Here is a 15,396-nt window from a genome sequence, read left to right as displayed (position 1 = left end):
CTGCCTGAGCCCTATGGCCCTCACACCATCAACGATGCTGGCGCTCGGCACGGGCCTGCCCAGTTTTGATTTGCCCCAGGTCACGGGCGGGCAGCTGAACAGCAGTTCTCTGGACCACCGACCCGTGCTGCTGATGGTGCTTTGCGCCCATTGCCCGTTTGTGAAGCACGTGGAACCCGAACTCAAGCGGCTGGACAACGATTTCAGCGACGCGGTTCAGCTGGTGGGCGTGAGCAGCAACAGCCTGATCACTCACCCCCAGGACGGACCGAAGCAACTGGCAGAGCAGGCCAGGCGCCAGAACTGGGGCTTCCCCTACCTGCTGGATGAGCAACAAACCTTGGCCCGAGCCCTCAAGGCCGCTTGCACGCCGGAGTTCTACCTGTTCTCAGCCGATGGTGAAGGCCTGCAGAGCCTGCGCTACCGCGGCCAGTTGGACGGCAGCCGTCCCGGCAACAATCAACCCCTCAACGGCCGCGACCTGCGGGCCGCCCTCGATGCCGTGCTGACGGGATCACAGGTGAACCAAGAGCAGACCGCCTCGGTGGGCTGCAATGTGAAGTGGAACCCTGGACACGAACCGGAGTGGTTCGACTGAGCCACTTAAGATTTGCTTTATGCAGGTACCTCCCTTCAGCCTCAGCCAGCAGATCGATGATCTCGGTGTAGACCTCGAGGAGGCGGTGCTCGAGGTGGTGCGCAGTGGCCAGTACATCGGTGGACCGCAAATCAAACGCTTTGAGAAGGCCTTCGCCACGAGCGTTGGCTGCGAGCACGCCGTGGGCTGCAACAGCGGCACCGATGCGTTGATCCTTGCCCTGCGCGGCCTGGGAATCGGGGCAGGGGATGAGGTGATCACTGCCTCCTTTAGTTTTTTCGCCACTGCTGAGGCCATCAGCGCCGTCGGCGCCACGCCAGTGTTCGTGGATGTCGACCCCAGCACCTACCTGATCGATTTCGATCAGATCGAAGCCGCGATCACCCCCGCCACCAAGGCTCTGATGCCGGTGCACCTGTTCGGGCGTGCGGTCAACATGACCCGAGTGATGGCCATTGCCGAGCATCATCAGCTCAAGGTGATCGAAGACTGCGCGCAGGCGACAGGAGCCCGTTGGCAAAAGCAGGCGGTGGGAAGCTTCGGTGATGCGGGCTGCTTCAGCTTCTTCCCCACCAAGAACCTCGGCGCCGCAGGAGACGGTGGTGCCGTCACCACCAGCAATGCCCAACTGGCCCAGATCATGCGTGAGCTGGCCGTTCACGGCATGCCCGAGCGCTACCTCCACACCAGCCTTGGCTACAACAGCCGCCTGGATGCGATCCAGGCGGCTGTGCTGAACGTGAAGTTACCAAAGCTGGAGGCATGGATCAGCAAACGAGGCGCCATCGCTAAGCGTTATCTGGATGCCCTCGGGGATCTCGATGGCATCACCTTGCCGACGGCCGAGGACGGCCACAGCTGGAACCAATTTGTGGTTCGCATCGGCAATTGCCCCAATAACCAGCCGCTCTGCAACGCAAGCTGCATTCCCTCCAGCACCAGTGCACGCCACGGGATCCCGGAAAGCTGCTGCCGCGACTGGTTCAAGCAGACTCTGCAGGAGCGTGGGGTGAACACGATCATTTACTACCCGATTCCGATTCACCGCCAGCCGGCCTATGCCCATCTGGGCTTGAAACAGGGTTCATTACCGGTGACGGAACAGCTCTGCGGCCAGGTGCTGAGCCTGCCAATCTTCCCTGAGTTAAGTGAAGAGCAGCAACAGGCTGTGATCAACACGGTGCGCCATTTGCTGACATCTGATGTGCCTGCCCAATTTCGTCGTGGCGACGAAGGCGATCAAGACCGAATGGTGGCGTAAAGCGCCTTAAAACGTGCCTGCTGCTTCTTGTGATTAACCAGCGGTTCGGGATAGTCGCGCCGTTCCAGCGCACCGATCTCACCGCTGAGCAGATCCTTGGTGTTCACATGACGCAACTCCGGCACCCACCGGCGGATGTAGTCGCCAGCTGAATCGAATTTGGAGGCTTGGGTGGCGGGGTTGAAGATGCGAAGAGGCTTGGGGTCCATGCCGCTGCTGGCACTCCACTGCCAACCCCCGTTGTTGGCAGCAAGGTCGCCATCCACCTCCAGTTCCATGAAGGCGCGCTCGCCCCAGCGCCAGTCGCAGATCAGGTCTTTAACCAGATAGGAGGCGACGATCATGCGGCAGCGGTTGTGCATCCAGCCGGTCTGATTGAGCTGCCGCATCGCTGCATCGATGATCGGAATGCCGGTCTGACCGTCCTTCCAGAAGTCGAACCAGTCCTCGTTGTTCTCCCAGGGAAAACGCCGCCACTGCTCGCGATAGGGGCCGTCGGCCAACTCAGGGAAATGAAACAGCGCCTGCTGGTAGAACTCGCGCCAGCCCAGCTCCTGCTCCCATACAGAGATGGCATGGAGCTGCTCCTCACTGCGGGCTTGGTCGCGAGAGTCCTGGGCGGCACACCAGGCCTGGCGAGGGCTGAGCGTACCGACGCTCAAGGCAGCACTCAGATACGAGGTGCCGGCGGTGCCAGGGAAATTGCGGTCGGGTTCGTAGCCAAGCAGCGGACCATCACAGAAGCTGGTGAGTTGTGCCAGGGCCGCGGCTTCTCCGGGTCGACAGGGGCAGCTCTCGGTGCCTTGGAACCCATGGCTGTCCCGCAGGGCGGGCAGGGGATCACCAGACGACACCAGATCCGGCGGCAGATCCAGCAAGCCAGAGGGCGCAGCAACGGTGGCTGGCTTCTGATCCAGCACCTGGCCGCGCCAGTTGCGCAGGAACGGGCCATACACGCGGTAGGGATCGCCAGCGCCGGTCTTGAGCAGTTCCGGAGCGATGAGCAGCTGATCCCAATCCACCACCACCTTGCAGCCCTCAGCCTGCAGGGTTTTGGCCACCTGGCGGTCCCGCTCACGGGCATAGGGCTCCACATCGCGGTTCCACACCACAGCCTCAGCACCGATCTGCTGCGCCAGCTGCGGCAACACCGCCACCGGGTCGCCCTCCAGCACCACCAGGCGACTGCCGGCCTCACGCCAGCGCTGCTGCAATTCCACCAGGCTCTCGATCAGAAACCACAGGCGGGACGGCGCCATCGGCGGCAAATGCTTCGGCGGGTTGATCACCTGGGGGTCGAGCACATAAACGCCCGTCACCGCAGGACTGATCTGCGCAGCAGCCACCAATCCGAGGTTGTCCGCCAAGCGCAGATCGCGGCGGTGCCAGAACAGAACGCGAGAGCTGGTCATCAGAGGTCGAGAAGCTGTTTGGCACGGAACCAGGCGGTGACGCTTTTGCCATCCAGCCATTCATCGCCCGATGCCAGTGCTGCATCCAGCTGCGCTGGGCTCATCAGCACCACCTCAAGGTCTTCATCGTCATCGCCGGCTGGCGGGTTCTCCAGTGGGGTGAGCTGCCGAGCCAGGAAGCAGTGGATCACCTCATCGGAATAGCCCGGGCATGGAAGCATCGGCCCCAACACATCCCACTTCGCTGCGCTGTAACCGGCCTCTTCCCCCAGCTCGCGCTGCATCGATTCCAGAGGATCTTCCCCCTCCTCCAGGGTGCCCGCAGGAAACTCCAGCAGACGGGCCTGCACCGCGAAGCGATACTGCCGCAGCAGCACCACCTGGCCATCTTCGGTGATCGGCACCGCCAGGGAGGCGCCGGGGTGGCGGATCATCCCGAAGGTGGCCTCCACCCCCATCGGCAATTTGATCCGGTTGCGCTCGAAACGGAGCTTGCGAGCATCCACCACCTCGACGGTGTCCAGCAGCTCGAACGGTTCCGGTGACGGCAGGGGTGCCATGGGTCACGGGCATTGCTGTGGCCCAGCATGGCGGGTGAGCCCAGCCCCCCGTGCCGCCTGCCTTGAACCGACCAGGTCCACTACCGCTGGCCCGCTTGCGGCAGATCCAGCTGCTCAAAGCCCTGGCCCGGGAAGCAGGATGGCGACACCTGGCCTGGCTGAGCGGGCTGAGCAGCCTCAGCAGCCTGCTCGACATCGCCGGCCTCGGTCTGGCGGTGACGCTGCTGCTGGGCAGCCGCTCACGAGGGCTGATTCAGGGCCTGCCCGTGGCCGGGAGTCTGGGGATCCTTGTGGGTCTGATCCTGCTCCGCGGTCTGATCCAGGCCCGGGTGGCCATTCAGCGGGAGCGGTTGCGCTCGGGCTTCACCGATCGGCTGCGGCAGCAGCTGCTGCACCAGGTGTTCGAGGCCTCCTCGGCTCAGCTGGACCGGCTGGGGCGCGGCGAACTGCTCGCCCTGCTGATGGCCGACATCAACCGCACGGCACTGAGCTTGGACCAGGCAGTGCGGATGGGGCAGTCGCTGCTGGCCATGGGCATCTACCTCGCCAGCGTGGTGCTGGTCGGCAGGGCCACGGCCTGGCCGCTGTTGCTGGCCTTGCTGGCCACCACGGCAGCTGCCCTGCTGCAGCGCTCCGGCAGCTGGGGTCTGGGCCGCATCCAGAGTCGACTGAATGCAGCTCTACAGCGCACCGTCGGGGATGGGCTGCATGGTCTCAAGGCCCTGCGCGCCGCAACGGCGGAGGGTTGGCTGCTTCAGCGATTCGCCAGGGAAACGGCGGAAGGACGCTGGTTGCTGCGGGAACGGGTGCGCCGCCGGGCCAGCTACAACGCCTGGCGCGACACCCTGGTGGTGGCCGTCGCCGGTCTGTGGATGCTGCTTCAAGGGGAGGCCCTGACCGCCGAAACGCTCACCACCACCCTGGTGTTGGCTTACCGCGCCAGTGCTTCCCTGAGCATGGTGGTGCAGGCCCGCCGCCTTTGCCTGGGCAACCTGCCGGGCTATGAGGCGCTGTGCCGGCGGCGCGACCAGCTGGTCCGACGCCAGGGCGAAGCCAGCGACCGCACGATTGCTGATGCAAGCTTGATCAGCCTCTCAACTGCGCGCTGGAGCCAACTGCACTGGAGCAGCAGCGCTAACGCCTCCACCGGCCTGAGGTCGCTTGACCTGAGCGCCAGTGGGTTGGTGGCGATCACCGGCCCCTCCGGCAGCGGCAAAACCACCCTGATCGATCGCGTCTGTGGACTGCTCAACGAGGAAGACAGTCACTGGCAGCTGAACTGCGCTGACGACACCTGGCAACTAAGCGGACTGGCCGGGGCGCGGCAGATGCATCAGCTGATCGCCTATGCCCCCCAGAACGCGGTGCTCTTTGAAGCGAGCCTGCGCGACAACCTGCTGCTGGGGGCGAATCTCCATCGAGACGACATCGAAACCTGGCTGCAACGGCTGGGACTGGCCCACCTGCTTCTGCGCCAGAGCGGGCTGGATGCACCGCTCGCCCTGGCGCAGGATCCCTTCTCCGGCGGAGAGATTCATCGGCTGGGGCTGCTGCGGGCCTGGCTGCGCAACAAGCCACTCGAGGTGCTCGATGAACCGACGGCTTTCCTGGATGCCAAGGCCGCTGAGCAGATTCGTTCGGTGATACGCGAACGCGCCCAGCACCGGCTGATGCTGATTAGCAGTCACGACCCGGAGCTCCTGGCCCAGGCCGATCAGGTGATCACGGTGGAGCCGAACCCTGCATCGCTTCCAACAACGGCGCCAGCACAAACGTCCTGAGATGCAAGCGGGGGTGCGGCAGCACCAGCCTCGGGTGATCCAGCCTTAGCTCCCCCCAGAACAGCAGATCCAGATCGAGGCTGCGGGGCCCCCAGCGCTGTTCCCGCGATCGGTCGCGGCCGAATTGCTGTTCCAACCCCTGAAGCACATCCAGCAGCTGCAAGGCGGCGGCCTCGCTCGGCGGGGCCTTCAGCCCCTCCACCAGCACCACGGCATTGAGGTAATCAGGCTGATCTACCGGACCGACGGGCGTGGTCTCCACGAGCTGCGACCAGCAGAAGCGGAGCTGTTGAGCGGACCAACGCGCGAACAGCTCCTCCAACAAAGGCTGCACCGCTAGCAACGTCTCCTGCGGCGAGCCCGCCGCACTGGGCTGGTTCGCCCCCAGCGCCACCGCAACAAAAGGGTCATCGATGGGGGGCATCAGCGAGACTGGCGCGCACGAACGGGCTGAACGCGTCCATGGTGGCAAGCGGAGTAGCGGTGAAGGACGATCAGGCCACCCGTGCCTTTCCGCTGGCAGCGATCACGGGCCATGGCACGTTGAAGTTGGCCCTTCTGCTGGCAGCCGTGGACCCTGGGTTGGGCGGGGTGGTGATCGCGGGGGGACGCGGCACCGGCAAATCAGTTTTGGCTCGGGGCCTGCATGCCCTGCTGCCTCCCATCGACATCCTCGATGGCGATGGGGGTGTGGGGCGCAACCTCGATCCCCAGAACCCGGAGGAATGGGACGACGCCACCCGTGAGCGGATCAGTGGCGAAGCCCCATCAACGGTGATCCCTGCCCCCTTCGTTCAGATCCCCCTCGGCATCACTGAAGACCGCCTGGTGGGCGCCGTGGATGTCGCCGCCTCCCTGTCCAGTGGCAGTGCCGTATTTCAGCCCGGCCTGCTGGCGGATGCCCACCGTGGTGTTCTCTACGTCGACGAACTCAACCTTCTGGATGACGGCATCGTCAACTTGATGCTGGCGGCCGTGGGCAGCGGCGAAAACCGCGTGGAGCGAGAAGGTCTGAGCCTGAGCCACCCCTGCCGGCCGCTGCTGATCGCCACCTACAACCCAGAGGAGGGCAACATCCGAGATCACCTGCTGGATCGCTTTGCCATCGCACTCTCGGCCAATCAGCTTGTGAGCACTGAGCAGCGGGTGGAAATCACCAATGCGGTAATCAGCCATGGCCAATGCAGCCGCAGCTTTGCGGAGAAGTGGGGCGAGGAAACCGATGCCCTGGCCACCCAACTTCTGCTGGCTCGCCAGTGGCTGCCAGATGTGCAGATCAGCGGCGAACAGATCGGATACCTCGTCACCGAAGCCATCCGCGGTGGTGTGGAGGGCCATCGTTCCGAGCTTTACGCGGTGAGGGTGGCCAAGGCCCATGCCGCACTCAGCGGCAGGGATCAAGTGGAAGCCGAAGACTTGCAAGTGGCCGTGGCTTTGGTGATTGCACCCCGAGCCTCCCAGATGCCGCCACCGGACCAGCAGATGGAACCACCGCCACCGCAGGACCAGGAGCCGCCGCCGCCGCCCCAGGACCAAGGCGACCAGCAACAGGACAACCCACCCCCACCACCGGAGGGATCCGACGAGGAGGAGAACGACCCTCCGGAAGACAACAGCGAGGACGACAACGCCGATGATGACGAGGGTGACGGCGAAGAAGACCAGGCCCCACCGGCGGTGCCAGAGGAGTTCATGCTCGATCCCGAAGCGATCGAGGTTGACCCCGATCTGCTGCTGTTCAATGCTGCCAAAGCCAAAAGTGGCAATAGCGGCAGCCGTTCGGTGGTGCTCAGCGACAGTCGTGGTCGCTACGTGAAACCGATGATGCCCCGCGGGCCGGTCCGCCGGATCGCCGTGGACGCCACCCTGCGGGCAGCGGCGCCGTACCAAAAGATCCGCCGCGAACGAGAACCAGGCCGTTCTGTGATCGTGGAAGAAGGCGATTTGCGGGCCAAGTTGCTGCAACGCAAGGCCGGTGCCTTGGTGGTGTTCCTGGTGGATGCCAGTGGATCGATGGCCCTGAACCGGATGCAAAGTGCCAAAGGTGCCGTGATCCGACTGCTCACCGAGGCCTATGAAAACCGCGACGAGGTGGCACTGATCCCTTTCCGGGGCGATCAAGCCGAAGTGCTGCTCCCCCCCACCCGCTCGATCACGGCAGCACGTCGACGCCTGGAATCAATGCCCTGCGGCGGCGGTTCACCTCTGGCCCATGGCCTCACCCAGGCCGCTCGCGTTGGCGCCAATGCTCTGGCCACTGGCGATCTCGGCCAGGTGGTGGTGGTGGCCATCACCGACGGACGCGGGAACGTGCCGCTCAGCACCTCCCTGGGCCAACCCGAGCTGGAGGGAGAGGAGAAACCCGACCTCAAGCAAGAAGTGCTGGACGTTGCCGCCCGCTACCGGATGCTCGGCATCAAGCTGCTGGTGATCGACACCGAGCGCAAGTTCATCGGTAGCGGCATGGGCAAAGACCTCGCCGAAGCTGCAGGCGGCAAATACGTTCAGCTGCCCAAGGCCAGCGATCAGGCGATTGCAGCGGTTGCGATGGACGCCATCAGCAACATCTGATCAGCACGATATCGGGTCGAAATCACATCAATATCGACCCGGCATCGTACTTATTGAGCGGTTTGCGCCGGATAGATTTCGCCAAACAATTCACCCAACCCGATGGTGAGATTGCGCACGCCCTTCATAAACTCGGGATCACCTGTGAGTTTCGCCACATCGCCACCCACAGCATCGATCTTGGCGGTGAACTCGGCAGCATTGGCGGCCGTCTGCTTGAGCTCACTCACCGTCTGGGGATTGTCGAGGGAGGAGACGATGTTGTTCACGTGAGCCGTAGCCGCCTCCAGATTGCGAATCACGGGAGCGGCCTTGGAGAGTTCGTCCTGCAACTGAAGCATCAGCGCCTGGAATTCCTTCGTGGTGGCCTCAATCTGCTCGAGTGAGACAGCCACATTGGGGATCACCCGTTCGTACTGAACCTGTGCCAGCAGCTCCTGCATGGTTGCTGTCACGGTGGAGAGGCTCGGGGTCTCTCGTCCCACAACAGTTCCACCGTTGCAGAGCTGACGCGTTGGCTGGCAATCGGCCCCGCGGGGGAGAGGTGCGTTATTGGGAAGGGGAGTAGCACCGCTGACCAGTGCCACCTGGGCGTCACCCCCCAGCAGCGAGCCCGCCCCAACCGTGGCCGTCACGGGGAGAGGCAGGCGCAGATCACCTTTGTCGATCTCAAGCTCTGCCACCACAGCCTCAGGCGTGACCTCAATCGTGCGCACCGAACCAACCAGGATGCCCCGATAGGTGACAGGAGAACGCTCTGCCAGGCCCGCCGCATCGTTGAAACGGGCAGTCAAGTACCAGTGGCTGGACCCCAAACGAATCCCCCGAAGCCAAAGGGCCGTTGAAGCAAATCCGATGATGCCGCCAATCACCGTGAATCCGACGATGGCATCACGAACGCTGCGTCGCATGGTGGTCAGTGCTCCGCCGGTTGCATCGGTCCGCGCAGGCTACCCGTCCTGAACTGGACGACATAGGGGTTGTCTGTGGTGCGGAACGCATCCACCGAGCCTTCCCACTGGAACTTGCCGTCGTAGAGCATCACCACCCGTTCCGCAGAGCGTTCAATCGTGCTGCGCACGTGACTCACAACCACCGAACATCCCTGCGCCACAGTGGTAGTTTTCACAATCAAGTCTTCGATCCGTGTGCAAGCCACGGGGTCGAGCCCTGATGTGGGCTCGTCGTACAACAGCAAGGGCATCGACTGATCCCTCCGCTGAGGATCATCAATCAGGGCACGGGCGAAGCTCACCCGCTTCTGCATGCCACCACTCAATTCCCCGGCATAGAGGTGGGCCACGTCGTAGAGACCGACCGCCTCGAGGCAGCCATGCACACGGTCGCGAATTTCTTGCCGCGACAGCTGCGCGCGTTCCCGCAACAGGAAGCCGACGTTCTCCTCAACGGTTAACGATGCCAAGAGAGCGGGGTTTTGAAACACCAGCCGCACGTCCGGCGGATCGGTCTGGTCCAGCCGCAGGTAGATCTGCGGTTTGTTGAACAAGCGCAGCTCACCGCAGGTGGGCAACTGCAAACCAGCCAGCAGGCGCAACACGGTTGACTTGCCAGCCCCTGATGGACCCACCACGGCCAAGCGCTCCCCGGCACGCAGAGTCAGGTTGACCCGATCCAGGACAGGCCGAGGTCCCCACTGCATCGTGAGGTCCCGCATCTCCACGACGGGTTGAAGCTGCGGCACGGTCTGGGCGGAAGAACACAAACATCCTGCCGCCTTTCCGCAAGCTCCGTACAGTTCGGTGAACTTGCTCATCAAGCCGTTCTTTGGCGCGAAAGCCCCCAACAAGCAGACGCCAAGCCCGGAAGATGCGCGATCAACGGCGACGGGATCTGATGACCCGATCCCAAAGGGCCGTGCGCTGGTTGCAACCTGGCCTGGTTGTCAAACGCTGGCTACTGACTTCCGGCCTGGGCCTGTTGATGGCCCTGCTTGGGGCGGCCGTCTGGGCCGACCTGAAACCGATCTACTGGATTCTGGAAACCCTCAGCTGGCTGCTGAGCACCCTCACCACCGTGTTGCCCCGAGAGATCACCGGCCCCCTGGTGGTGCTCATCGGCAGTGGCCTTTTGCTTTGGGGGCAAAGCCGCAGCTTCGGCTCGATTCAACAGGCTCTCGCCCCCGACAAAGACACCGTTCTGGTGGATGCTCTGCGGGCCAAAAGCCGCTTGAACCGGGGGCCCAACATCGTGGCCATCGGCGGTGGAACAGGCTTATCGACCCTGCTGAGCGGCCTCAAGCGTTACAGCAGCCACATCACCGCCATCGTCACCGTCGCTGACGACGGCGGCAGCAGCGGTGTTCTCCGGCGGGAACTGGGGGTGCTCCCCCCGGGCGACATTCGCAATTGTCTGGCCGCTCTGTCCACTGAAGAGCCACTGCTCACCCGCCTGTTCCAATACCGCTTTGCGGCCGGGAGCGGTCTGGAGGGGCACAGCTTCGGCAATTTGTTTCTGTCAGCCCTCTCAGCGATCACGGGCAATCTGGAAACAGCCATTACCGCATCAAGTCGTGTGCTGGCCGTGCAAGGTCAGGTGGTGCCGGCCACCAACGTGGATGTGCAGCTCTGGGCCGAACTTGAAAACGGCCAACGGATCGAAGGGGAAAGCAACATCGGTCACGCCACCAGCCCCATTGTTCGTCTGGGCTGCAGTCCTGAACGACCGCCTGCCCTGCCCCGGGCACTCGAAGCGATCGCCAATGCCGACCTGGTCGTGCTCGGTCCCGGCAGCCTTTACACATCCCTGCTCCCCAATCTGCTGGTACCAGAACTGGTGAGTGCCATCAAACGCAGCAAGGCCCCCAGGCTCTACATCTGCAACCTGATGACGCAGCCCGGCGAGACCGATGGCCTTGATGTGCGAGGTCACATCCGAGCGATCGAAGCACAGCTTGCCAGCATTGGTATTGAACCCAGACTTTTTAATGCCGTCCTGGCCCAGGACGACCTGCCCGATTCAAATCTGGTGCGCTACTACCAAAGCCGCGGAGCCGATCCGGTGCGTTGCGATGCGGAAGGGCTCCGCTCGGACGGCTATGACGTCACCCAGGCACCACTGCAGGGGGTTCGGCCGACGGCAACACTGCGCCACGATTCGCGCGGCCTTGCGCTTGCGGTGATGCGGTTTTACCGCAGCCACCGCTCCCAGAACGCCTCGTGAACGGCGTTCAGTAGGCGTCCTGCATTTCGTAGAAATCAGGCTGCACGTAGTCCTTACGCAGCGGCCAACCTTTCCAGTCTTCAGGCATAAGCAAACGCTTGGGATGCGGGTGCCCCTCGAATTGGATGCCATACATGTCGAAGGTTTCACGCTCCTGCCAATCCGCGCCACGGAACAAGCCATAGATCGACGGCAGTGAGGGGGTTCCCTCACGGCTAAGAAATACTTTGACCCTCACTTCCCGCAACTTGGCTGAAGGATCGGCCGCCATGGCTTCCAACTGTTCAGCCATCGCCAACAGGTGATAGAAGCAAACCAGTTGCTCACCGGGGCCTTCGTCGTAGCCCCCTTGGCACTGCAGATAGTCGAAACCGTTGCTCTTGAGTGCCGCAGTGATCATGGGAAGAACGGCAGCTTCAACGCCGATCTGTTCAACGCCGAGATGATCAGGCTCGAGGCTGTTGTGATCAAAGCCTTGCTTGTTCAGCCATTGGCTCACCGGACCAGGCTCGGGAGCAACAACAGCACCCGCTTCATCGGAAGCAGAAGATTTTTTGGAAGGGGTTTCGCTCATGACTCGACAGGTTCAGCAGCAGGGGTGAGCACGGCGGCATCAGTCGCCAAAGTCTGACCAGCCGGCGCTGCAGCCAGGGCAGCTTTTTGGGATTCAGCCCGGAGGTAGGCGCCGGTCACGACGGGTTCAACACGCTTCATCTGATGGGAGACCGTCACATAGCGATGGGTCTGCTGATGCTTGCGCCGCTCCGCCAGCGACTCATCCCCAACTTTCTTACGCAGCTTGATCACGGCGTCAAAAATGGCTTCAGGGCGAGGCGGACAGCCAGGCAAATAAAGATCGACCGGAATCAGCTTGTCGACGCCGCGCACAGCGGTGGTGGAGTCAGCACTGAACATGCCACCGGTGATGGTGCAGGCACCCATAGCGATCACGTACTTCGGCTCTGGCATCTGCTCATAAAGCCGCACCAGGGCTGGGGCCATTTTCATGGTCACCGTGCCGGCCACGATCAGAAGGTCGGCCTGACGCGGGGAACTGCGAGGAACAAGACCAAAACGGTCGAAGTCGAAGCGGGAGCCGAGCAAAGCTGCGAACTCGATAAAGCAGCAGGCCGTCCCATAAAGGAGGGGCCAGAGACTGCTCAGACGAGCCCAGTTATGCAGGTCATCCAGGCTGGTAAGGATGACGTTCTCGCTGAGGTCGTTAGTGATCGTCGGTGCACCAACCGGCCCGCAGCTGGCTTCGCGCAGATCGCGAACAGCAGAAATGGAGGGGGATGTGTTTTCAGACATGACTAGCTCCACTCAAGGGCGCCTTTACGCCAGGCGTAGGCCAAGGCCACTAGGAGGATGGCGATAAAAATCAGGGCTTCAATGAAAGCCAACAAGCCGAGACGATTGAATGCAACGGCCCAGGGATAAAGAAACACGGTCTCGACATCAAAAATGACGAAAACCAGCGCAAACATGTAATACCGAATATTGAATTGGATCCAGGCACCACCGATGGGTTCCATGCCGGATTCGTAGGTGAGCTGGCGCTCACCGGCACGGCTTTTCGGTGCTACCAACTTGTTGGTAACCAGAGCCAACACGGGCACTGCTGCTGCAATTAGCAGAAACCCCAGGAAGGCGTCGTAGCCGGGCAGGGCAAACATGAAGGTCCCCGAAGACCGAGCCAGTCTGGCATTCACTGCCGGGAGTTGTCGCCGATAGAGTCGTCTCGCCCAGCAACACAGCGGTGAGCGACGAACAACTGTCCGTCCAGCCGGTCGAATCGACCGAAGCGGTGGAGCCAGCGCTTGAAACCGCCCCGGAGAGCGACACACGGACCCACCGTTTCGAATGTCGCAGCTGTGGCTACGTCTACGACCCTGAGGAAGGCGTCAAAAAGGTTGGTATCGAAGCCGGCACTGCTTTCGAAGATCTCGATCCGATGTCGTTTCGTTGTCCGGTCTGCAGGAGCAGAGTGGCCGCTTTCCGTGACATCGGCCCGCGCGCCAAAGCAAGCGGCTTCGACGAAAATCTGAATTTCGGCCTTGGTGTCAATCGAATGACCCCAGGACAGAAGAATGTTCTGATCTTTGGCGGCCTTGCCCTCGGCTTCGCCTTCTTCCTATCCCTTTATTCCCTGCGCTGAGGCCAACCAATGAAACGTCTGTTGAACTCTGCGACCCAGCTCATACTGGTTTTTGTGTTGGGGGTCAGCCTCAGCGGCTGCGTTACGACCCACGTCCCCACGGCCACCACCAGCCCCTGGCAGGCCATGGATCTGGACACCCAGGCCAACCCACTGGATGTTGCCTTCACCGACAGCCGCCACGGCTATCTGGTGGGCAGCAACCGGATGATTCGGGAAACCAATGACGGTGGCGCCCACTGGAGCGAGCGCAGTCTCGACCTGCCCGACGAAGAGAACTTTCGTCTGATCAGCATCGACTTCAATGGCGATGAAGGCTGGATCGCAGGACAGCCAGGGCTACTGATGCACAGCGACGATGGCGGCCAGAACTGGACTCGCCTATTTCTCGACACCAAATTGCCCGGTGAGCCCTACCTGATCACTGCCCTGAGCAGCCATTCGGCAGAACTTGCCACAAACGTAGGGGCGGTCTACGAGACCCACAACGACGGCAGCAGCTGGGAAGCCAAGGTGACCGATGCCGCAGGTGCCGTCCGCGACTTGCGACGTAGCAACGATGGCAGCTACGTGAGCGTAAGTGGCCTGGGCAACTTCTATGCCACGTGGCAACCGGGTGATTCCGTTTGGCAGGTGCACCAGCGGGTGAGCAGCCAGCGGCTGCAGAGCATCGGCTTCCAGCCCGATGGCAATCTCTGGATGGTGGCCCGCGGCGCGCAGATTCGGCTGAATGATGAGCCTGGGGACTTCGACAGCTGGAGCAAGGCGATCATTCCGATCACCAATGGCTACGGCTACATGGATCTGGCGTGGGACGACGACGGAGCCATTTGGGCCGGCGGCGGCAACGGCACCCTTCTGGTGAGCAAAGACGGCGGCGACAGCTGGGAAAACGACCCTGTCGGCGACCGTCAACCCAGCAATTTCACCCGTATGGTCTTCGACGGAGAGCATGCTTTTGTGCTGGGTGAGCGGGGCAACCTGCTCCGTTGGGTCGGCAACGCTGTGTAACTGAGGTACCGCCTCAGCCTCAGCTCGCCAGAGCCACCTCCTAAGATCTATGTTCTGACACGCCCAAAGCTATGGCCGCCGGCTCAACAGGAGAACGCCCGTTCTTCGAAATCATCACGAGCATCCGTTACTGGGTTATACACGCCGTGACACTGCCTTCCATCTTTTTGGCAGGCTTCCTGTTCGTGTCCACCGGCCTCGCCTACGACGCTTTCGGTACCCCTCGCCCCGATGCTTATTTTCAAGCATCTGAGAGCAAGGCTCCCGTGGTGAGCCAGCGCTATGAAGGCAAGTCTGATCTCGACATCCGTCTGAAATAAGTCATGACACAAGCTCCTCCCGTCGCCACGACGCCACGCAACTATCCGATCTTCACGGTGCGTTGGCTGGCTTTGCACACCCTCGGCATCCCGACGGTGTTTTTCCTTGGCGCCCTCGGCGCGATGCAGTTCATCCGCCGCTGATCCGACCCATGGAACGCAATCCCAATCCCAACAACCTTCCGGTTGAGCTCAACCGCACCAGCCTGTACTTGGGCCTGCTATTCGTCTTCGTTACCGGCGTTCTCATGTCCAGCTACTTCTTTAACTGAGGATTATTCGATGAGCGGAAAAAAATCTCCATATCCCGACGGTCGCATTCCCGATCGCAATCCTGATGGCACACCGGCTGTGCCCTGGAAAAGCCGCTGGACTGAAGGCGTTCTTCCTCTTTGGCTGGTCGCCACTGCAGGAGGGATGGCTGTTCTGTTCGTTGTGGGCTTGTTCTTCTACGGGTCATACACTGGCGTTGGTTCCGCCTGATTGATTCTTAAAGAAGAAGCAAAAAACCGGTCTTCATGACCGGTTTTTCTGTGGCCGATAC

General features: G+C 62.1%; 19 protein-coding genes. 11 read left to right on the top strand and 8 right to left on the bottom strand.

Annotated features, from left to right (window positions below; all coding sequences use genetic code 11):
• Positions 1 to 13 precede the first annotated feature (13 nt).
• The gene (locus tag FZZ85_RS04810; RefSeq protein ID WP_226412924.1) at positions 14 to 598 is read left to right on the top strand and encodes a thioredoxin family protein; all 585 of its coding nucleotides are present in this window, start codon (positions 14 to 16) and stop codon (positions 596 to 598) included.
• 19 nt (positions 599 to 617) lie between these two features.
• Entirely contained in the window at positions 618 to 1,859 is a 1,242-nt protein-coding gene (locus FZZ85_RS04805; protein ID WP_226412748.1) for a DegT/DnrJ/EryC1/StrS aminotransferase family protein, read from the top strand.
• Here the strand turns inward: FZZ85_RS04805 and FZZ85_RS04800 are convergent.
• Positions 1,838 to 3,271 carry an FAD-binding domain-containing protein gene (locus FZZ85_RS04800; protein WP_226412746.1) on the bottom strand — a complete coding sequence of 478 codons (1,434 nt, stop codon included), beginning with the start codon at positions 3,269 to 3,271 and terminating at the stop codon, positions 1,838 to 1,840. The two genes, FZZ85_RS04805 and FZZ85_RS04800, sit on opposite strands and share 22 nt — an antisense overlap.
• Positions 3,271 to 3,831, bottom strand: a complete 561-nt coding sequence (locus FZZ85_RS04795; protein WP_226412744.1) for an NUDIX hydrolase — start codon at positions 3,829 to 3,831, stop codon at positions 3,271 to 3,273. Before FZZ85_RS04795 ends, FZZ85_RS04800 begins: the two co-directional genes overlap by 1 nt.
• A gap of 50 nt (positions 3,832 to 3,881) precedes the next feature.
• On the opposite strand from FZZ85_RS04795, the gene FZZ85_RS04790 reads away from it, so the two are divergent.
• Positions 3,882 to 5,612 (top strand): ATP-binding cassette domain-containing protein, encoded by a 1,731-nt coding sequence (locus FZZ85_RS04790; protein ID WP_226412742.1) that lies wholly within the window; start codon positions 3,882 to 3,884, stop codon positions 5,610 to 5,612.
• On the opposite strand, the gene folK is transcribed toward FZZ85_RS04790, so the two are convergent.
• Complete coding sequence (gene folK / locus FZZ85_RS04785; RefSeq protein ID WP_226412740.1) at positions 5,554 to 6,036, bottom strand: 2-amino-4-hydroxy-6-hydroxymethyldihydropteridine diphosphokinase; 483 nt, start codon at positions 6,034 to 6,036, stop codon at positions 5,554 to 5,556. The genes FZZ85_RS04790 and folK overlap by 59 nt on opposite strands.
• Positions 6,037 to 6,074: 38 nt before the next feature.
• On the opposite strand from folK, the gene bchD reads away from it, so the two are divergent.
• Positions 6,075 to 8,183 carry a magnesium chelatase ATPase subunit D gene (gene bchD, locus FZZ85_RS04780; protein ID WP_226412738.1) on the top strand — a complete coding sequence of 703 codons (2,109 nt, stop codon included), beginning with the start codon at positions 6,075 to 6,077 and terminating at the stop codon, positions 8,181 to 8,183.
• A gap of 50 nt (positions 8,184 to 8,233) precedes the next feature.
• Here bchD and FZZ85_RS04775 read toward each other — a convergent pair whose 3' ends face one another.
• Entirely contained in the window at positions 8,234 to 9,094 is an 861-nt protein-coding gene (locus tag FZZ85_RS04775; protein WP_226412736.1) for an MlaD family protein, read from the bottom strand.
• A gap of 5 nt (positions 9,095 to 9,099) precedes the next feature.
• Positions 9,100 to 9,858, bottom strand: a complete 759-nt coding sequence (locus tag FZZ85_RS04770) for an ABC transporter ATP-binding protein (protein ID WP_226412922.1) — start codon at positions 9,856 to 9,858, stop codon at positions 9,100 to 9,102.
• Positions 9,859 to 10,010: 152 nt separating this feature from the next.
• Between FZZ85_RS04770 and yvcK the strand changes: the two genes are divergently transcribed.
• Entirely contained in the window at positions 10,011 to 11,363 is a 1,353-nt protein-coding gene (yvcK, locus tag FZZ85_RS04765) for a uridine diphosphate-N-acetylglucosamine-binding protein YvcK (RefSeq protein WP_370631137.1), read from the top strand.
• 7 nt (positions 11,364 to 11,370) lie between these two features.
• On the opposite strand, the gene FZZ85_RS04760 is transcribed toward yvcK, so the two are convergent.
• From FZZ85_RS04760 to FZZ85_RS04750, 3 genes are read right to left on the bottom strand one after another with little or no spacing between them, the layout of a single operon-like run.
• Complete coding sequence (locus tag FZZ85_RS04760) at positions 11,371 to 11,937, bottom strand: NAD(P)H-quinone oxidoreductase subunit J (RefSeq protein ID WP_226412732.1); 567 nt, start codon at positions 11,935 to 11,937, stop codon at positions 11,371 to 11,373.
• The gene (gene nuoB, locus FZZ85_RS04755; RefSeq protein ID WP_226412730.1) at positions 11,934 to 12,674 is read right to left on the bottom strand and encodes an NADH-quinone oxidoreductase subunit NuoB; all 741 of its coding nucleotides are present in this window, start codon (positions 12,672 to 12,674) and stop codon (positions 11,934 to 11,936) included. The genes FZZ85_RS04760 and nuoB overlap by 4 nt, the downstream gene beginning before the upstream one ends.
• A gap of 2 nt (positions 12,675 to 12,676) precedes the next feature.
• Positions 12,677 to 13,039, bottom strand: coding sequence for an NAD(P)H-quinone oxidoreductase subunit 3 (locus FZZ85_RS04750; RefSeq protein ID WP_011363234.1), 363 nt, complete (start codon positions 13,037 to 13,039; stop codon positions 12,677 to 12,679).
• Positions 13,040 to 13,122: 83 nt separating this feature from the next.
• Between FZZ85_RS04750 and FZZ85_RS04745 the strand changes: the two genes are divergently transcribed.
• The 6 genes from FZZ85_RS04745 to FZZ85_RS04720 all read left to right on the top strand — a co-directional run bounded on the left by FZZ85_RS04745 (position 13,123) and on the right by FZZ85_RS04720 (position 15,335).
• Positions 13,123 to 13,521 carry a rubredoxin gene (locus tag FZZ85_RS04745; protein WP_226412728.1) on the top strand — a complete coding sequence of 133 codons (399 nt, stop codon included), beginning with the start codon at positions 13,123 to 13,125 and terminating at the stop codon, positions 13,519 to 13,521.
• Positions 13,522 to 13,530: 9 nt separating this feature from the next.
• A complete protein-coding gene (locus tag FZZ85_RS04740) occupies positions 13,531 to 14,532 on the top strand; it encodes a photosynthesis system II assembly factor Ycf48 (protein WP_226412726.1) in 1,002 nt (333 codons plus the stop codon).
• Between the two features lie 71 nt (positions 14,533 to 14,603).
• Positions 14,604 to 14,852: a cytochrome b559 subunit alpha gene (gene psbE / locus FZZ85_RS04735; protein ID WP_166015668.1), complete on the top strand. Its 249-nt coding sequence runs from the start codon at positions 14,604 to 14,606 to the stop codon at positions 14,850 to 14,852.
• 3 nt (positions 14,853 to 14,855) lie between these two features.
• Positions 14,856 to 14,996 carry a cytochrome b559 subunit beta gene (psbF, locus tag FZZ85_RS04730; protein ID WP_166015669.1) on the top strand — a complete coding sequence of 47 codons (141 nt, stop codon included), beginning with the start codon at positions 14,856 to 14,858 and terminating at the stop codon, positions 14,994 to 14,996.
• 8 nt (positions 14,997 to 15,004) lie between these two features.
• Complete coding sequence (locus FZZ85_RS04725; RefSeq protein ID WP_006852026.1) at positions 15,005 to 15,124, top strand: photosystem II reaction center protein L; 120 nt, start codon at positions 15,005 to 15,007, stop codon at positions 15,122 to 15,124.
• A 10-nt stretch (positions 15,125 to 15,134) separates the two neighbouring features.
• Entirely contained in the window at positions 15,135 to 15,335 is a 201-nt protein-coding gene (locus tag FZZ85_RS04720; RefSeq protein WP_226412724.1) for a photosystem II reaction center protein J, read from the top strand.
• The last annotated feature ends 61 nt before the right edge of the window (positions 15,336 to 15,396 follow it).

The organism is Synechococcus sp. MU1642 (assembly GCF_020514115.1).
Classification (GTDB): domain Bacteria; phylum Cyanobacteriota; class Cyanobacteriia; order PCC-6307; family Cyanobiaceae; genus Parasynechococcus.
Note: the sequence above shows the minus strand (reverse complement) of the source record. Positions and strands in the feature narration are given on the sequence as shown.